Genomic DNA, 16,625 nt, shown 5'->3' with positions numbered 1-16,625 from the left:
TCAGCGCAAGGTCAGATTACCCTTGAAATTCGCTTTCTTCAGCAGGGACTCATATTGCTGCGACATGACATAGGACTGGACCTGGGCCATGAAGTCCATCGTGACGACCACGATGATCAGCAACGAGGTTCCGCCAAAATAGAACGGAACGTTCCAGCGCAGTACCAGGAATTCCGGCAACAGGCAGACCAGTGTGATGTAGATCGCACCAGCCAGCGTCAGACGGACAAGAATCTTGTCGATGTAGCGCGTCGTCTGCTCGCCCGGACGAATGCCCGGAATGAAGGCACCGCTTTTCTTCAGGTTGTCCGCGACTTCCCGGCTGTTGTACACAAGAGCCGTATAGAAGAAGCAGAAAAATATAATTGCAGCAGCGTACAGCAGGATGTAGACCGGCTGCCCCGGCGAAAGCGTCGCAGCCAGGTCCTTGATGAACCGGCCGGCAGCGCTCGTCGAGTCAGACGTGAACCAGCCCGCGATGGTCGCCGGGAACAAGATGATCGACGATGCGAAGATCGGCGGAATCACCCCTGCCATGTTCAGCTTCAGCGGCAGGTGCGACGATTGACCGCCATACACCTTGTTGCCGACCTGACGCTTGGCATAGTTCACCAGGATCTTGCGCTGGCCACGCTCGACAAACACCACGGCGAAGGTAACACCGGCGATGATTGCCACGATCAGGATCGAAGCAATGATGCTCATGGAACCAGTGCGAACCAGTTCGAAGAGCCCGCCGATCGCGTTGGGCAAGCCCGCTGCGATACCGCCGAAGATGATGATCGAGATACCGTTGCCCAGACCCCGCTCGGTGATCTGCTCACCCAGCCACATCAGGAACATCGTACCGGTCACCAGCGTGATCACTGCCGTAGCCCGGAACATCAGGCCCGGATCGATCACCAGACCAGGCTGAGATTCCAGCGCGACCGCAATCGACAGCGCCTGGAAAGTGGCCAGAACCACCGTGCCGTAGCGCGTGTACTGCGTGATCTTGCGTTGACCCGCCTGCCCTTCCTTCTTCAACGACTCCAGCTGCGGCAGCACGATCGTCAGCAATTGCATGATGATCGACGCCGAGATGTACGGCATGATGCCGAGCGCGAAGACGGTAAAGCGCGACAGCGCACCGCCCGAGAACAGGTTGAACATCCCGAGGATGCCACCTGACTGACTCTGGAAAAGCTTCGCAAGCTGTTCCGGATCGATTCCCGGCACCGGAATATGCGCTCCGATGCGGTACACGATCAAGGCCAGCACCAGGAACATCAGCCGGCGCTTCAGGTCGCCGTACTTCGCCGTGTTCTTGGCTTGCGTGCTTGCATTGGGTTTCGCCGTGGCCAAACGATGCTCCGACTGTGACTCGCCTATGCTGCGAAATCTGCTGCTAAATTACGCCGCGATCTGACCGCCGGCGGCTTCGATCGCAGCCTTGGCACCAGCGGTGGCGCCCAGACCCTTGATCGTAACCTTGCGGGTCAGCTCACCAGCCTTGATGACCTTGGCGCTCTTGGCCAGCTCAGCCACCAGGCCAGCTTGCTTCAGAACCAGCAGGTCCACCTCGGTGGCTTCCAGGCGCTCGATATCACGCAGGGTCACTTCAGCGTTGAAGGCCTTCGTCAGCGACGTGAAGCCACGCTTCGGCAGGCGACGATACAGCGGCATTTGACCGCCTTCGAAGCCGACCTTGTGGAAGCCGCCCGAACGCGACTTCTGACCCTTGTGACCACGGCCGGCAGTCTTGCCCAGGCCGGAGCCGATACCGCGGCCGACGCGACGCTTAGCGTGCTTCGAACCGTCAGCCGGTTTCAGGTTGTTGAGTTGCATCTTGCTCTCCGTGTCCCGGGACTCAGGCCAGAACCTTGACCAGGTACGAGACCTTGTTGATCATGCCGCGCACGGCAGGCGTGTCCTGCAGCTCCGACACCGAATTGATACGGCGCAGGCCCAGGCCACGGACGGTGGCGCGATGATCCTCGCGCGTGCCGATCAGGCTGCGCACGAGTTGCACTTTTACGGTTTGTTGCGACATTTCGTCCGACTCCTTAACCGAGGATGTCTTCAACAGACTTGCCACGCTTTGCGGCGATCTCGCCCGGCGTGCTCATCTTTTGMAGACCRTCSAGSGTGGCGCGAACCATGTTGTACGGATTGGTCGAGCCGTGCGACTTGGTCACGACGTTGGTCACGCCCATCACTTCGAAAATCGCGCGCATCGGGCCACCAGCGATCACGCCGGTACCTTCCTTGGCGGGCATCATCAGCACCTTGGCGGCGCCGTGCTTGCCAACGACTTCGTGTTGCAGCGTGCCGTTCTTCAGCGAGACCTTGACCATCTTGCGACGGGCTTCGTCCATTGCCTTCTGAACTGCAACCGGCACTTCCTTAGCCTTGCCCTTGCCCATGCCGATGCGGCCATCGCCGTCACCAACCACGGTCAGCGCAGCGAAACCGAGAATCCGGCCACCCTTCACCACCTTGGTGACGCGGTTGACCGAGATCATCTTCTCGCGGAGGCCGTCGTCGCGTTCGTCCTGCTGGACTTTTGCTTGCATTTTTGCCATGACGTATCTCTCTATGTGCGCTTAGAACTTAAGGCCGGCTTCGCGTGCTGCGTCAGCCAGTGCCTTCACGCGACCATGGAAGCGGAAGCCGCCGCGATCGAACGCAACGGTTTCCACGCCAGCTGCCTTCGCCTTTTCGGCGATGCGCTTGCCAATCAGGGTCGCGGCGGCTGCGGTAGCACCGCTGCCGGTCAGTTCCTTGCGCACTTCTGCCTCGGCGGTCGAAGCCGATGCCAGCACTTGCGTGCCGCACGGCGAGTAGACCTGGGCGTAAATATGCGAATTCGTACGGAACACGGTCAGACGGTTGATCTTCAACTCCGCGATTTTGGCGCGGGTCTGACGTGCACGGCGCAAACGAGCGTCTTTCTTGTTCATGATTGCACCCCTTACTTCTTCTTGGTTTCCTTCAGGATGACGCGCTCGTCCGAGTAGCGAACGCCCTTGCCCTTATAGGGCTCAGGCGGACGGTACGCGCGGACTTCCGCAGCCACCTGACCGACTTTCTGCTTGTCCGCACCCTTGATGATGATCTCGGTCTGCGTGGGCGTTGCCGCCGTCACGCCTTCCGGCATCGCATGGATCACGTCGTGCGAGAAACCAAGCTGGAGCTTCAGCGCAGTACCTTGCAGCTGGGCACGATAGCCCACGCCGACCAGGTTAAGCTTGCGCTCGAAACCGGCGGTTACACCCTTGACCATATTGGCCACCAGGGCGCGCATGGTGCCCTGCAGTGCGTTTGCTTCGCGCGATTCATCGACCGGAGCGAAGGTCAGCGTGTCGTTTTCGACATTGACCTTGACCAGGCTGTGAATCGGCTGCGTCAGCGTGCCGAGCGGGCCCTTAACGGAGAGCACGCCAGCCGCCACATTGACTTCTGCGCCTTTGGGCAGCGCGATGGGAGCCTTACCTACACGGGACATGGTCTACTCCTTACGCGACGTAGCAAAGAACTTCGCCGCCCACGCCAGTGGCACGTGCCTTGCGATCGGTCATCAGACCCTGGGGGGTCGAGATGATTGCGACGCCGAGGCCGTTCATCACTTGGGGGATGTCGCTGCGGCCCTTGTACACACGCAGACCAGGCTTCGAGACGCGTTCAATGCGCTCGATGACCGGACGGCCAGCGTAGTACTTCAGACCGATGCTCAGTTGTGCCTTGCCGCCTTCTTCTTTCACGGCGTAGTCGTCGATGTAGCCTTCGTCCTTAAGGACCTTGGCGATTGCCACTTTCAGCTTCGACGACGGCATGACAACCGACACTTTCTGCACGCCTTGGGCGTTGCGGATGCGCGTCAGCATATCGGCGATAGGATCGCTCATGCTCATACTGTTTCTCCTGTAGCCTGTGCGTAATTACCAGCTGGCTTTCGTCAGACCCGGGATTTCGCCACGGAAGGCGATTTCACGGATCTTATTACGCGCCAGGCCAAACTTGCGGAAGGTACCGCGGGGACGACCGGTGATCGCGCAGCGGTTACGCTGGCGAGTCGGGTTCGCGTTGCGCGGGAGCTGCTGCAGCTCGAGACGCGCGCTATAACGCTCTTCTTCCGACTTCTCTTGGTCGTCGATAATGGCCTTGAGGGTCGCACGCTTGTCGGCATACTTTGCCACGAGCCTAGCGCGCTTCTTCTCACGTTCAATCAGAGCCAATTTAGCCACGGTTACCCCTTAATTACGGAACGGGAACTTGAATGCTGCGAGGAGTGCCTTGGCTTCCTCGTCATTCTTCGCCGTCGTCGTGATGCTGATGTTCAGACCACGCAGTGCGTCGATCTTGTCGTACTCAATTTCGGGGAAAATGATCTGCTCTTTCACACCGATGTTGTAGTTGCCACGACCATCGAACGAGCGGCCCGAAACACCACGGAAGTCACGCACGCGCGGCAGGGCCACGGTCACGAGACGATCCAGGAATTCGAACATGCGTTCGCCGCGCAGCGTCACCATCGCGCCGATGGGATAACCCTGGCGGATCTTGAAGCCGGCGATTGCCTTCTTGGCCTTGGTCACCACCGGCTTTTGGCCGGCGATCTTGGTCAGGTCGCCCACGGCCAGCTCAATGACCTTCTTGTCATTGATGGCTTCGCCAAGGCCCATGTTCAGGGTGATCTTGGTGATGCGCGGCACTTCCATGACCGACTTGAAGCCGAATTGCTCGATCAGCTTCGGTACTACTTGTTCTTTGTAAAACTCTTGCAGACGTGCAGTCATGCTCAACTCCTATCTGTGCCCAGAATCAAGCTGCCACGACGGCACCGGTGGTCTTCAGCACGCGTACACGCTTGCCGTCTTCCACCTTGATACCGACGCGCGACGGCTTGCCATTGGCATCCACGAGCGCAACGTTAGAAATATGCAGCGGCATGACCTTGTCGACCACACCACCGGTGGTGCCCAGCATGGGGTTCGGACGTGCGTGCTTCTTAGCAACGTTGACGCCTTCCACCACAACCTTCTCGCCGAGCATGGCTTGCACGGTGCCGCGCTTGCCCTTGTCTTTTCCGGTCAGGACGATGACTTCGTCGCCTTTACGAATCTTGTTCATGGCGGCTCCTTACAGCACTTCCGGCGCGAGCGACACAATCTTCATGAAGCGCTCGGTACGGAGTTCACGAGTCACCGGCCCGAAAATACGGGTGCCGATCGGCTCGAGCTTGGTGTTCAGCAAGACAGCGGCATTGCTGTCGAACTTGACGAGCGAACCATCAGCGCGACGCACGCCCTTGGCGGTGCGCACGACGACGGCGTTGTAAATATCGCCCTTCTTCACGCGACCGCGCGGCGCTGCGTCCTTAACGGTCACCTTGATGATGTCGCCCACGCTCGCATAGCGGCGCTTGGACCCACCCAGCACTTTGATGCACAGAACTTCGCGCGCACCAGTGTTATCGGCTACTTCGAGCCGGCTTTCTGTCTGAATCATGGTGTTATCTTCCCAACTTAATCCACCGGGCAACGCCCGCCGGTCAGTCTTGGTCCCGTCAGCCCCTGGCTTTGCGCCAGCAACCGTTTGGGTTGATCAACTTTGAAGTCGGTAGTTACCAGGCGGCCTGAACATGGTTAATCAGGAGCCGCTCGGCTAGGTTCGCTTCACCGATTCGCCGGGGTGATACAACTAAGGCGAATGCAACAAAGCGGAAGTCCAGGATTATAGCACATAACCCTGGACTCGCAAGTCAACCGAAAACCGTGTGGTTTTTTAGATGACGCGCGCAGCTTCGACCAGACGGGAAACCACCCAGGACTTGGTCCGCGACAGCGGACGCGTTTCCTGGATCTCGACCTTGTCGCCTTCCTTGTACTGGTTGGCTTCGTCGTGTGCGTGGTACTTCTTGGAACGCAGCACGTACTTGCCGTACAGAGGATGCTTGACGCGGTTTTCGATCAAGACCGTGACGGTCTTGTCCATCTTGTCGCTAACTACCCGACCGACCAGCGTGCGGCGAAGCGACGATTCCGTTTGTGCAGTTTCAGTCATTTCGAGGTCGCCTTTTCGTTCAGCACGGTTTGCACCCGCGCGATGTCCTTGCGCACCTTCTTCAGCTGGCTGGTGTTCTGCAGCTGTTGGGTGGCCTTTTGCATGCGCAGGCTAAATTGGGCCTTCAGCAGCTCGGAGAGCTCCTGGTTCAGCCCTGCGGCATCTTTGCCGCGAAGTTCGGATGCTTTCATCCCTGCTCTCCTTACGTCCCGACCTGGCGCACCACGAAATTGGTAGCGATCGGCAGCTTGGCGGCGGCGAGGCGGAACGCCTCACGAGCCAGCTCTTCCGTCACGCCATCCATTTCGTACAGCATCTTGCCCGGCTGGATTTCTGCCACGTAGTATTCCGGATTACCCTTACCGTTACCCATACGGACTTCGGCGGGCTTCTTCGAGATCGGCTTGTCCGGGAAAATCCGGATCCAGATGCGGCCGCCACGCTTGATGTGACGGGTCATCGCACGACGTGCCGACTCGATCTGACGAGCCGTCAGACGACCACGGCCCATCGCCTTCAGGCCGAATTCGCCGAAAGACACGGCGTTGCCACGGGTAGCCTTACCCGTGTTGCGGCCTTTCTGCTCCTTGCGGTATTTTCTGCGCTTAGGTTGCAGCATCGTTATTCTCCACTCTTCGCATCTGCGCCAGGAGCGCGGCGACCTGCACCGGCACCCGCGCCACCGCGGCGGTTGCCACCCGGACGGCCGCCTTCGCCTTCACGGCGGCGACCATCAGGACGACCACCCGGGCGACGACGACGATCGTCTTGCGGCTCTTCCACCACCGGCGCATCGTTGCGGCCGAGGTGATCACCCTTGTAGACCCACACCTTGACACCGATGATGCCGTAGGTGGTTTCTGCTTCGGAGAAGCCGTAGTCGATGTCGGCGCGCAGGGTGTGCAGGGGCACACGACCTTCGCGATACCACTCGGTACGAGCGATTTCGATGCCGTTCAGACGACCGGCGCTCATGATCTTGATGCCCTGGGCACCGAGGCGCATCGCGTTCTGCATCGCGCGCTTCATTGCGCGGCGGAACATGATACGGCGCTCGAGCTGCTGGGTGATCGAGTCGGCGATCAGCTGCGCATCGGTTTCCGGCTTGCGGATTTCCTCGATGTTCACGTGCACGGGCACACCCATGCGGCGTTGCAGCTCGGCCTTGAGCAGTTCGATGTCCTCACCCTTCTTGCCGATCACCACGCCCGGACGCGAGCTATAAATGGTGAGACGTGCATTACGGGCGGGGCGCTCGATCACGACGCGGCCAACCGAAGCGTTCTTGAGCTTCTTCTTCAGAAACTCGCGAACTTCGATGTCTTCCTTCAGCATGCCGGCGAACTTCGTGTTGTTGGCGTACCAACGCGAAGCCCAGTTACGGCTGACGGCCAGACGGAAGCCAGTCGGATGAATCTTCTGTCCCATCGTGACTCCTTAGTTGCCGAGCGTCACAGTGATGTGACAAGTTTGTTTCTCGATGCGGTTGCCGCGGCCCTTTGCTCGTGCCGTGAAACGCTTGAGCGAGGTTGCCTTGTCGACGAAGATGGTCTTGACCTTCAGTTCGTCGATGTCGGCGCCTTCGTTGTGCTCGGCGTTGGCGATGGCCGATTCGACCACCTTCTTCACGATGACGGCCGCCTTTTTCGGGCTGAACGTCAGGACGTTGAGCGCGCGTTCGATCGGCAGACCGCGGATCTGGTCAGCGACCAGGCGCGTTTTCTGGGCGGAGATGCGGGCACCGCGATGAATCGCTTTCACTTCCATGATGGCACCTTACCTCTTCGCTTTCTTGTCAGCCGCGTGGCCCTTGAACGTACGCGTGAGCGCAAATTCACCGAGCTTGTGGCCAACCATGTTTTCCGAAACATACACCGGCACGTGTTGACGGCCGTTATGTACGGCGATCGTCAGGCCGATGAAGTCCGGCAGAATGGTCGAGCGACGCGACCAAGTCTTGATGGGCTTCTTGTCCTTGCCGGCTGAGGCCGCTTCCACCTTTTTCAGCAGGTGGGCGTCACAGAACGGACCCTTTTTTGCGGAACGTGTCATGTCTAGGCTCCTACCTACCGATTAACGCTTGTGGCGGCGCTGCACGATCATGCTGGCAGTGCGCTTGTTGCTGCGGGTACGGTAACCCTTAGCCGGGGTACCCCACGGCGAAACGGGGTCACGACCAGCAGCGGTCTTGCCTTCACCACCACCGTGCGGGTGGTCCACCGGGTTCATCACAACGCCGCGAACCGTCGGGCGGATACCGCGCCAACGATTTGCACCGGCCTTGCCGATGACGCGCAGGCTATGCTCTTCGTTACCGACTTCACCGATGGTGGCGCGGCATTCGATGTGAACACGACGCACTTCACCGGAGCGCAGGCGAACCTGAGCGTAGATGCCTTCACGAGCCAGCAGCACAGCGGAGCCGCCAGCGGCGCGAGCGATCTGAGCGCCCTTGCCCGGCAGCATTTCCACGCAGTGGATGGTGGTACCAACCGGAATGTTGCGGATCGGCAGGTTGTTACCCGACTTGATCGCAGCTTCCGAGCCGTTCATCAACGCTTGGCCAACTACCATGCCCTTGGTGGCAATGATGTAGCGGCGCTCGCCGTCGGCGAACAGCACCAGCGCGATATTGGCGCTGCGGTTCGGATCGTATTCCAGGCGCTCGACCTTGGCGGCGATGCCGTCCTTGTCGTTGCGCTTGAAGTCGACCACGCGGTAATGGTGCTTATGACCACCGCCCTTGTGGCGGGTGGTGATGTGACCGTTATTGTTACGACCCGACTTCTGGAATTGCTTTTCCAGCAGCGGAGCGTGGGGCGCGCCCTTGTGCAGGTTGTGGTTAACAACCTTTACCATGGAGCGACGGCCCGGGGACGTCGGCTTGGTCTTGACGAGTGCCATGATTACTTGGCCTCCGCTTCAAAATTGATTTCCTGACCCGGCTTAAGCGAAACGTAAGCCTTCTTCACGTGGTTGCGACGCCCCATGAAACGGCCAAAACGCTTTTGCTTGCCCTTTTGGTTCAGGATCTGAACGGACTGCACCTCGACCTTGAACAGCAGTTCGACTGCCGCCTTCACGTCTGCCTTGTTGGCATCGCGAGCGACTTCGAACACGACTTGTTCGTTCTTGTCGGCGACCAGGGTTGCCTTTTCGGAAACCACCGGCGCGAGCAGCACCTGCATCAAACGATGATCGTTCTTGGCTACTTGCGTCATTTCAGCAACTCCTCGATCTGCGCGACGGCTGCCTTGGTCACCAGCACCTTCTTGTAGTGCACGAGCGACAGCGGGTCAGCCTGGCGCGGCTCGACAACCGCCACGTGCGGCAGATTGCGCGAAGCCAGGTAGAGGTTTTCGTCGAGGCTGTCGGTGATGATCAGCACCGAGTCCAGGCCCATGGCCTTGAACTTGTCGGCCAAGAGCTTGGTCTTGGGCGCATCGACGGTGAAACCGTCCACCACGTTGATACGACCTTCACGTGCGAGCTGCGAGTAAATCGAGCGCATGCCGGCACGGAACATCTTCTTGTTGACCTTCTGCGTGAAGTTCTCTTCCGGCGAATTCGGGAAGATACGGCCGCCCCCGCGCCACAGCGGCGAGGAGGACATACCGGCACGGGCGCGACCCGTACCCTTCTGGCGCCAAGGCTTCTTGGTCGTGTGCTTGACCTCTTCACGGTCCTTCTGCTTACGGTTACCGCTGCGAGCGTTAGCCTGGTAAGCGACGACGACCTGGTGAACGAGGGCTTCGTTGTAGTCACGGCCGAAGACTTCGGGCGAGGCGTCAACGCCTGCACCGATCTGGCCATTGTCCTGGAGGAGCTTGAGTTCCATTGATTCGCTCCTTAAGCTTTGGCTTTGGCCTTGACGGCCGGGGTAACGATAACCTTGCCGCCCTTGGAGCCGGGAATGGCGCCCTTGACCAGCAGCAGCTTGCGCTCTGCGTCGATCTTGGCGATTTCCAGGTTCTGGACGGTGCGGGTGACGTCACCCAGATGGCCAGTCATGCGCTTGCCGGGGAACACACGGCCCGGATCCTGCGCCATACCGATGGAACCCGGCACGTTGTGCGAACGCGAGTTACCGTGGGTGGCACGACCCGATGCGAAATGGTGACGCTTGATGGTACCGGCGTAGCCCTTACCGATGGTCACGCCCTGGACGTCGATCTTTTGACCGACTTCGAACAGGTCAACCGACAGCGTGCCGCCGGGTTGCAGTTCGCCAGCCTTAGCGGCATCGATGCGGAATTCGCGGATGATTTCACCAGCTTCAACACCAGCTTTGGCAAGGTGACCTGCCAGGGGCTTGGTGACGCGGCTAGCGCGGCGTGCGCCGAAAGTGACTTGAACCGAGGTATAACCGTCGGTCTCGTCCGTCTTGATTTGTGTCACGCGGTTGTCGCCGACCTCGACCACGGTAACGGGAATTGAATCGCCGTCGTCCGTGAAAATACGGGTCATGCCAACCTTGCGACCTACAAGGCCAAGGCTCATGGTTTGCTCCATTCCCAGCTGCGATTGGCCGGGGCTGATTAATACACGAAAACAGTGTTTGCAGTGCGGGGCTTGCGCTGAAGAAGACTGCGCGCGGCCAAACTGGCCAGCCCACTACCCATAGACAAACGGGTAGCCTTACACTATATCGCGTAGATTTGGAAAGAGCAAGCGTGGATTGACAAGTATGCGGGGGCGTACGGGGCGGTGTTGTTTTGTGACGTTTCCGCGTGATCCTATCGCTCCAGCTGCACAAATTCCCCGCCAAAGAAGACCAGCGGCTCCCCTTCCCCTACCTCAACCCCCTCCACCTGGCCCACGATCAGCAAGTGATCCCCGACGGCATCGGCGCGCTCAACCCGGCACGCCAGGGTGGCCAGGGCATCATCGAGATAAGGCACTCCACGCTGGCATCGCCGATGGGCGACTCCGGCGAACTTGTCGTCTGCGGGCTTGGCAAAGCGTCGGGCGAGCTCGCCGTGCCCCGCCCGCAGGATGCTGACGCCGAAGGGGTTCCCCGGCGTGAAACGCGCCGCGTTTGGCGAACGCAAGGCGAGACTCCACAGGATCAACGGCGGCGCCAGCGACAGCGAGGCAAAGGAGTTGATGGTCAGGCCAATCGGGCGGTCATCAGCACCGCAGGCCCCGATGACCGCCACGCCGGTGGCGTAACGGCCACAAGCGTGGCGCAGCGCCATGGGATCGAGCACGGCACAAGTGGCGTCCATCTCAGGCTGCCTGCGGCAAATGCCGGTCGATCAGTTGCTGGCAGGCGGCGGGATCGGCCCACCAGGGGAAGAAGTCCGGCGGGTTGTCGAAGCCGTTGGCGATGCGTGCGGCCAGCGCCGGCACCTGCCCGGCCGCGCCCAGCAATGCCAGGATGTGCGGCGGCGGCGGCGTGAGCAGCGAGTTGGTCCAGTTCACGACGTCACCGGCGTATTGCCAGTAGCTGGCGAAGGTCTGCGTCATCCAGGCGGCGTCGAAGGCATGATCGCCGCGCGCGACGATCGCCTCCAGATAAACTTTGCAGCATTTGGCGGCGTTGTTCGAGCCTTGTCCGGTGATGGGGTCGTTGACTACCACYGCGTCCGCCATGCCGAACACCAACCGGCCGGACGGCAGCGTCATGACCGGATGGCGCACGGTTGGCGTGAACCGGCCGGCGAGGATGCCCTGCTCATCGGTCAGCGTGACATTTTCACAGCGTTGCGCTTCCCATGGTAGCCAGGTGCGAAGGATGCGCAGGCTTTCAGCCAGGTGCTGCTCGGGCGTACGCGCCTCAGCCCATTGGTCCATGGGTCCGCCCGGTATGCCCTCGAACACCATGATCTCGCAAGGTCCGCTCAAGGTCAGCGCTGGGAACACAAAGTACTCGCCGATGCCGGGAATCAGGTTGAAGCAAACCCGCGAATACGGCGTGCGCGGCGTCATGCCGTTCACATAGGTCAAGGCCAGCGCGCGTTGCGGTGCGCTAAAGGGACTGCGCGCGGCGTCACGCTCGAAGCGGCTAACGATTTCGCCCTTGCCGGCGGCGAGCAGGACCAGATCGTGCTCAAGTGTCAGCGCTTCGAGCTCATCGATGCCGGCATCGGCGATGCGCAGGTCGCCGCCACGCTCGGCGAAGGCCTCCATCCAGGCTGGCATCTTGACGCGTTGGTCCACGGCCTGCGCCGGCCGCTCGAGTCGGGCGGCCCAGTCGATCAGCCTGGCACCAACCTGCTCCGGATGCGGAATCGCCAGGCCAATGCCTTCTACGGGGGGGCAGCTATCGTCCCACCAGTTCAGCCCAAGCTCGCGCTCGGCCTGCAACGAGCGATCGAACATGCATTGGCTGGACATGACCTTGCCCGCCCTGACCTGGTCCGGCGTTCGATTGGTCAGCAGTGTGACCTGATAGCCCTTGGCTTGCAGCCCGAGGGCCATCTGCAGGCCGGACTGGCCTGCCCCGACGATGGCAATGCGTTGGCTCATGGCAATCTCCTACTGGATGTTCAGGACGAAAATCGAAGCCCCGGATTTGGGGGATGCTCGATGCCGGCGTCAATCGGCCAGCCTGGGAATGGCGGGGACGTTCTGCTCGGGCCCCATCGCCGAGTAGCCGCCGTCCACCGCATAGTCCGCGCCGGTCACAAAACTGGCGTGGTCGGAACAGAGGAACAACACGACCTGCGCCACTTCGTCGGGCTCGCCAACGCGGCCAAGGAGGTGGAAGTCCGCCGCCACGCGATCGGTGCGCTCGCGGTTGCCACCGCTGACCTCGTCCATCAGCCGGCACCATGTCCAGCCGGGAGAAACAGCGTTGACCCGGATGCCATCGGGCGCGAGATCCATCGCCATGCTGCGGGTAAGTTGCCGGATGGCAGCCTTGGAGGCCGGATAGAGCCAGCGGCCCGTCTGCCCCACATTGGCGGAAATACTGGTGAAGTTGACGATGGCGCCACCGCCGCGCGCCCGCATGGCCGGGTGTACGGCCTGCGCCAGCATCACCCCGGAAACCACATTGACGTCCAGCGCCGCAAGCCAGTCGCGTCGTCCTGATTTGAAGCCGTCGTCCAGATAAGTGCACGCCAAGTTGACCAGGTAGTCAACGCCACCGAAGTGCTGGCTCACCCGGGCAACCGCCGCGGCCACCTGGGCATCGTCGGTAATGTCCGTGTGGACGAACAACGCCCGCTCGCCCAACGCGGCAGCCGCCCGCTCGCCACCGCTGGCATCGATGTCGAGAATGGCCACTCGCGTGCCGGCCTCGACGAAGGCGCTGGCCACGCCCGCGCCGATCAACGTAGCACCACCGCTGATGATGGCCACTTTGTCCCGCAGTCCTTTCATGACGCTGTCTCCTGGTTGTCTTGGACGCTGCCCGGCTGCCGCCTTGCGACAGCACGTGCCGGGTGCGGCCTTTTGCTTTTCTGTGATGCGTGGTACTTGCCCTTACGGGCTCTTACTTGCCTTCGCTCTCCTGCCAGCGCGCCATCAGGGTGTTGGAGGGCAGCGTTTCGTCGAGCAGCTTGCGCGCGGTCTCCACACCGGCCACCGGCAGGCCGGCCGGATCGAGCATGCCGATCTGCACCAGCACGCTCGCCTGGTCCCAGTAGATATGCTCGTGGTAGAGCTTATCGCCGCGGAACTTGACGATGGCGATGAGGGGGATCTCCACCCGCTTGCCAGTGGGCGCCACGCCAGGCAGCATCCAGTCGACCTCGCAGGTATGCGTAAAGCAGAACAGCATCTCGTCGACGATCTGGCTGGCGCCCACGGTGCGCGACAGCGGGATCAGGCTGGTATCGGGCGGATTGCTGTTGACGAAATGGTTCTGGTAGAAGCGTTTGAGCTGCCGGTGGCCGACGCCGCCAGTCATGGTCGGGATATGGTTCACGTAGGGTTCCGACACCATCGTCGCCATCGTGGCGTCGACATCGCGGGTGGCGAACTCGTATTCGCAGTGCTTGTCCCACAGGGCCGAGAAATCGTAGTGCGGACCCATCTCTGCGCGCAGCGCGGCTATCGAGCGCTGATGCGCCATCAGCGCCGATGGGTGGTCGAAATGCTCGCCGCCGATGCGCGCGAACGCGTGGTCCACGCCCGGATAAACGTACAACTCGATGCCGTCCTTGCCGCCCAAGGCTGCACGGATCTGCGCCTGCGCCTCAGGTGGGCAAAAGCCGTCACGCTCGGCCACATGCAGCACCAGCCGCCCCTGGATATTGGCCGCCTCGCCCAGCGCGCGCTCGATGCCGACGCCGTAGTACGCCACGGCACAGGCCACGCCATCCAGGCGGCAGGCTGCCAGATAGGCGAGCTTCCCGCCCAGGCAAAAACCGAGCACCCCGGTCTGGCCCACGCATTCAGGACGGGCCCGCAGCGCATCCAGCGCCGCACCGACATCCTTGACGCCGAGGGCCTCATCGAAGCGCTGATACAAGCCCAGGGCGCGCTGAAAGTCCTCGCCGCGATCGCCCAGTTCGATGCCGGGGGCGATACGCCAGAACAAGTCCGGCACCAGCACCGTGTAGCCCTCCTCGGCGTAGTAGTCGGCCACGGCGCGCATGGTGGCATTGACGCCGAAGATTTCCTGGCACAACACGATGCCGGGTCCCTTGCCCGATAGGGGCGTGGCAAGGTAGGCGTTGAATGCGCCGTCGGTGGCGTGGATCTGGATAGTCTGGCCCATGGGCTGCGCTCCTTTGTTTTTGGGGGTTGGGGCTGCCGTGCTGGATACCATCATGGGCGATCCGCACCGCAGCAAACTAGCCGCGGGCTGCAGCGGCTATCCGATTAGTGCAGGAAAATGCCGACATCGGCAAGGGGAGCCGGGAAGCGATCCACTATAGTGGTGTGAAGGAATCCGCCCGCAGACTGGCCGGGCCCAATGTACTAAGCGGCGCGCCAATGACGCCGAGGAGCGAGACAATGCCTCAGCCCCCCGCGGCCACGGCCATAGAGCCGCTGGCACGCGCCCTGCTATCCGACCCCACCCGGCTGGTCTTCGCCTCGACCGACCAGGTCCAGACGCGCGCAGCGGTGGGTACGGTTTTCAAGCCGCACAAGCTCACCATCGGCGGCACGACGCTGGCTGCCCGCATGCATCATGCGCCGCTTGGCGCGGTGTCGTTCAACCGGCTGGCCTATGGCGCCGAGGTCCAGATCGAGCCGGGGCCGCTCGATGATTTCCTGCTTGTGCAGATGCCGCTGGCGGGCCATGCCCAGATCCATTGCGGCCAGCAGCAGATCCTCTCCGACCGCGACATGGCCTCGGTGCTCACGCCGAGCGACCCCGTGCGGATGCGCTGGAGCCACGACAGCGACCAGTTGATCGTGCGCGTAGAGCGTGGTGCGCTGGAGCGGGTATGCGCGGCGCACCTCGGCCATCGGTCACAGGCACCGCTGCGTTTTGAGCTTGGGATGGGTTGGCGCCGCCTGGCGGCCTGGTATCAGCTGATGCACTACCTGGCGGACCTGCTGGCGCTGGCGCCGGACGCGGCGCGGCATCCGTTGACGGCCTGCCAGCTAGAGCAGCTGGTGATCGGCACGTTGTTGACAGTGCAGCCCCACAGCTTGGCGGAGGCCATGCGGGCACGGGGCAAACCGCTGGCGCCGCGCCACGTGAAGCAGGTCGAGGAGTACATCCATGCCCACGCGCAGGCGCCACTGACCCCCGCCCTGCTGGCGGAAATCGCCGGGGTGAGCCTGCGCGGGCTCTATGCGGGCTTTCGGGAGCACCGCGGCATCAGCCCGATGGCCTACCTGCGTGCGGTGCGGCTGGAGCGTGTTCGCCATGACCTGCTGAACGACCCCGCGATCGACTCGGTCACGGCTGCGGCCCTGCGCTGGGGCTTCAGCCATCTGGGGCGCTTCAGCGTGGAATACCGCAAAAGTTTTGGCGAACCGCCGGGGCAGACGCTGCGTCGGCGCGGGCCCGTCTAGGCCGCATTCGCCGGGGTGGGAGCGCTAAAACAAAAACGGCGAACCGAAGTTCGCCGTTCTTGTTTGCGCAAAACCGCTTAGGGCGGTCTTGTGCTGAATACCTTACACCTTGATTTCGACGTCGACGCCGGCCGGCAGGTCGAGCTTCATCAGTGCGTCAACGGTCTTGTCGGTAGGATCGACGATGTCCATCAGGCGCTGGTGAGTACGGATCTCGAACTGATCACGGCTCGTCTTGTTGACGTGCGGCGAACGCAGGATGTCGAAGCGCTGGATACGGGTCGGCAGGGGCACCGGGCCCTTGACGATCGCACCGGTACGCTTGGCGGTATCCACGATTTCGGCTGCCGACTGGTCGATCAGGCGATAGTCGAAAGCCTTCAGGCGGATACGGATCTTCTGGTTCTGCATGATATTTCCTTAAAAGAGCGATGGGCGGCGTGCGCCCTGGAACATGGGAACAAGCCGACGGTATTGTACCGCCAGCCTGCTCCAGGAAGTTTGCTTAGTCGAGGATCTTTGCCACGACGCCGGCGCCGACGGTACGACCGCCTTCACGGATGGCGAAACGCAGGCCTTCTTCCATGGCGATCGGGGCAATCAGCTTGACCGTGATCGACACGTTGTCACCCGGCATAACCATTTCCTTGTCCTTC

28 protein-coding genes are annotated in these 16,625 nt (G+C 61.5%); 1 reads left to right on the top strand and 27 read right to left on the bottom strand.

The features are described from left to right. The 25 genes from secY to AC1DQR_RS26695 all read right to left on the bottom strand — a co-directional run bounded on the left by secY (window position 1) and on the right by AC1DQR_RS26695 (window position 14,716). Window positions 1-1,344 (bottom strand): preprotein translocase subunit SecY, encoded by a 1,344-nt coding sequence (gene secY / locus AC1DQR_RS26815; RefSeq protein ID WP_006160437.1) that lies wholly within the window; start codon window positions 1,342-1,344, stop codon window positions 1-3. Between the two features lie 48 nt (window positions 1,345-1,392). After that, entirely contained in the window at window positions 1,393-1,827 is a 435-nt protein-coding gene (gene rplO, locus AC1DQR_RS26810; RefSeq protein WP_006160439.1) for a 50S ribosomal protein L15, read from the bottom strand. 22 nt (window positions 1,828-1,849) lie between these two features. Continuing rightward, window positions 1,850-2,032, bottom strand: a complete 183-nt coding sequence (gene rpmD / locus AC1DQR_RS26805; RefSeq protein ID WP_006160440.1) for a 50S ribosomal protein L30 — start codon at window positions 2,030-2,032, stop codon at window positions 1,850-1,852. A gap of 13 nt (window positions 2,033-2,045) precedes the next feature. After that, entirely contained in the window at window positions 2,046-2,564 is a 519-nt protein-coding gene (gene rpsE, locus AC1DQR_RS26800) for a 30S ribosomal protein S5 (protein ID WP_006160449.1), read from the bottom strand. A gap of 21 nt (window positions 2,565-2,585) precedes the next feature. Next, window positions 2,586-2,942 carry a 50S ribosomal protein L18 gene (rplR, locus tag AC1DQR_RS26795; protein ID WP_043350338.1) on the bottom strand — a complete coding sequence of 119 codons (357 nt, stop codon included), beginning with the start codon at window positions 2,940-2,942 and terminating at the stop codon, window positions 2,586-2,588. A gap of 11 nt (window positions 2,943-2,953) precedes the next feature. Further along, complete coding sequence (gene rplF, locus AC1DQR_RS26790) at window positions 2,954-3,487, bottom strand: 50S ribosomal protein L6 (RefSeq protein ID WP_043350342.1); 534 nt, start codon at window positions 3,485-3,487, stop codon at window positions 2,954-2,956. Between the two features lie 10 nt (window positions 3,488-3,497). After that, window positions 3,498-3,893 carry a 30S ribosomal protein S8 gene (rpsH, locus tag AC1DQR_RS26785; protein ID WP_006160454.1) on the bottom strand — a complete coding sequence of 132 codons (396 nt, stop codon included), beginning with the start codon at window positions 3,891-3,893 and terminating at the stop codon, window positions 3,498-3,500. 27 nt (window positions 3,894-3,920) lie between these two features. Continuing rightward, window positions 3,921-4,226 (bottom strand): 30S ribosomal protein S14, encoded by a 306-nt coding sequence (gene rpsN, locus AC1DQR_RS26780; protein ID WP_006160456.1) that lies wholly within the window; start codon window positions 4,224-4,226, stop codon window positions 3,921-3,923. A 9-nt stretch (window positions 4,227-4,235) separates the two neighbouring features. Beyond that, window positions 4,236-4,778: a 50S ribosomal protein L5 gene (gene rplE, locus AC1DQR_RS26775; protein WP_006160458.1), complete on the bottom strand. Its 543-nt coding sequence runs from the start codon at window positions 4,776-4,778 to the stop codon at window positions 4,236-4,238. A 25-nt stretch (window positions 4,779-4,803) separates the two neighbouring features. After that, complete coding sequence (rplX, locus tag AC1DQR_RS26770) at window positions 4,804-5,112, bottom strand: 50S ribosomal protein L24 (RefSeq protein WP_043350346.1); 309 nt, start codon at window positions 5,110-5,112, stop codon at window positions 4,804-4,806. A gap of 9 nt (window positions 5,113-5,121) precedes the next feature. Further along, entirely contained in the window at window positions 5,122-5,490 is a 369-nt protein-coding gene (gene rplN / locus AC1DQR_RS26765) for a 50S ribosomal protein L14 (RefSeq protein ID WP_017225233.1), read from the bottom strand. Between the two features lie 276 nt (window positions 5,491-5,766). Further along, window positions 5,767-6,045 (bottom strand): 30S ribosomal protein S17, encoded by a 279-nt coding sequence (gene rpsQ / locus AC1DQR_RS26760; protein ID WP_006160462.1) that lies wholly within the window; start codon window positions 6,043-6,045, stop codon window positions 5,767-5,769. Further along, window positions 6,042-6,236, bottom strand: a complete 195-nt coding sequence (rpmC, locus tag AC1DQR_RS26755; RefSeq protein WP_006160464.1) for a 50S ribosomal protein L29 — start codon at window positions 6,234-6,236, stop codon at window positions 6,042-6,044. Before rpmC ends, rpsQ begins: the two co-directional genes overlap by 4 nt. 11 nt (window positions 6,237-6,247) lie before the next feature. Next, a complete protein-coding gene (gene rplP, locus AC1DQR_RS26750; RefSeq protein WP_006160465.1) occupies window positions 6,248-6,664 on the bottom strand; it encodes a 50S ribosomal protein L16 in 417 nt (138 codons plus the stop codon). A gap of 2 nt (window positions 6,665-6,666) precedes the next feature. After that, window positions 6,667-7,473: a 30S ribosomal protein S3 gene (gene rpsC / locus AC1DQR_RS26745; RefSeq protein WP_006160467.1), complete on the bottom strand. Its 807-nt coding sequence runs from the start codon at window positions 7,471-7,473 to the stop codon at window positions 6,667-6,669. Between the two features lie 9 nt (window positions 7,474-7,482). Beyond that, entirely contained in the window at window positions 7,483-7,812 is a 330-nt protein-coding gene (gene rplV / locus AC1DQR_RS26740; protein WP_006160469.1) for a 50S ribosomal protein L22, read from the bottom strand. Between the two features lie 9 nt (window positions 7,813-7,821). Next, window positions 7,822-8,097 (bottom strand): 30S ribosomal protein S19, encoded by a 276-nt coding sequence (gene rpsS / locus AC1DQR_RS26735; protein WP_006160471.1) that lies wholly within the window; start codon window positions 8,095-8,097, stop codon window positions 7,822-7,824. Window positions 8,098-8,118: 21 nt separating this feature from the next. Beyond that, window positions 8,119-8,949, bottom strand: coding sequence for a 50S ribosomal protein L2 (rplB, locus tag AC1DQR_RS26730; RefSeq protein ID WP_043350353.1), 831 nt, complete (start codon window positions 8,947-8,949; stop codon window positions 8,119-8,121). Between the two features lie 2 nt (window positions 8,950-8,951). Beyond that, a complete protein-coding gene (rplW, locus tag AC1DQR_RS26725) occupies window positions 8,952-9,266 on the bottom strand; it encodes a 50S ribosomal protein L23 (protein ID WP_006160473.1) in 315 nt (104 codons plus the stop codon). Beyond that, window positions 9,263-9,883 carry a 50S ribosomal protein L4 gene (gene rplD / locus AC1DQR_RS26720; RefSeq protein ID WP_006160474.1) on the bottom strand — a complete coding sequence of 207 codons (621 nt, stop codon included), beginning with the start codon at window positions 9,881-9,883 and terminating at the stop codon, window positions 9,263-9,265. Before rplD ends, rplW begins: the two co-directional genes overlap by 4 nt. 11 nt (window positions 9,884-9,894) lie before the next feature. Next, complete coding sequence (gene rplC, locus AC1DQR_RS26715) at window positions 9,895-10,545, bottom strand: 50S ribosomal protein L3 (RefSeq protein WP_035870770.1); 651 nt, start codon at window positions 10,543-10,545, stop codon at window positions 9,895-9,897. A gap of 236 nt (window positions 10,546-10,781) precedes the next feature. Further along, complete coding sequence (locus AC1DQR_RS26710) at window positions 10,782-11,273, bottom strand: flavin reductase family protein (RefSeq protein WP_477134063.1); 492 nt, start codon at window positions 11,271-11,273, stop codon at window positions 10,782-10,784. Window position 11,274: 1 nt separating this feature from the next. Then, window positions 11,275-12,516 carry a styrene monooxygenase/indole monooxygenase family protein gene (locus AC1DQR_RS26705; RefSeq protein WP_416049855.1) on the bottom strand — a complete coding sequence of 414 codons (1,242 nt, stop codon included), beginning with the start codon at window positions 12,514-12,516 and terminating at the stop codon, window positions 11,275-11,277. Between the two features lie 69 nt (window positions 12,517-12,585). Further along, the gene (locus tag AC1DQR_RS26700; RefSeq protein WP_458762293.1) at window positions 12,586-13,374 is read right to left on the bottom strand and encodes an SDR family oxidoreductase; all 789 of its coding nucleotides are present in this window, start codon (window positions 13,372-13,374) and stop codon (window positions 12,586-12,588) included. Window positions 13,375-13,486: 112 nt separating this feature from the next. Further along, on the bottom strand, window positions 13,487-14,716 hold the full coding sequence (locus tag AC1DQR_RS26695; RefSeq protein ID WP_477134062.1) for a dienelactone hydrolase family protein: 1,230 nt from the start codon (window positions 14,714-14,716) through the stop codon (window positions 13,487-13,489). A 239-nt stretch (window positions 14,717-14,955) separates the two neighbouring features. On the opposite strand from AC1DQR_RS26695, the gene AC1DQR_RS26690 reads away from it, so the two are divergent. Then, entirely contained in the window at window positions 14,956-15,969 is a 1,014-nt protein-coding gene (locus AC1DQR_RS26690) for an AraC family transcriptional regulator (protein WP_416049858.1), read from the top strand. A gap of 102 nt (window positions 15,970-16,071) precedes the next feature. Here AC1DQR_RS26690 and rpsJ read toward each other — a convergent pair whose 3' ends face one another. Next, complete coding sequence (gene rpsJ, locus AC1DQR_RS26685) at window positions 16,072-16,380, bottom strand: 30S ribosomal protein S10 (RefSeq protein ID WP_006160488.1); 309 nt, start codon at window positions 16,378-16,380, stop codon at window positions 16,072-16,074. A gap of 94 nt (window positions 16,381-16,474) precedes the next feature. Beyond that, on the bottom strand, window positions 16,475-16,625 hold a 151-nt coding region (locus tag AC1DQR_RS26680), incomplete at its 5' end, for an EF-Tu C-terminal domain-related protein (protein WP_456301274.1).

It is taken from the genome of Cupriavidus sp. 05L411, assembly GCF_056398045.1.
This window is presented reverse-complemented; position numbering and strand designations above follow the sequence as displayed.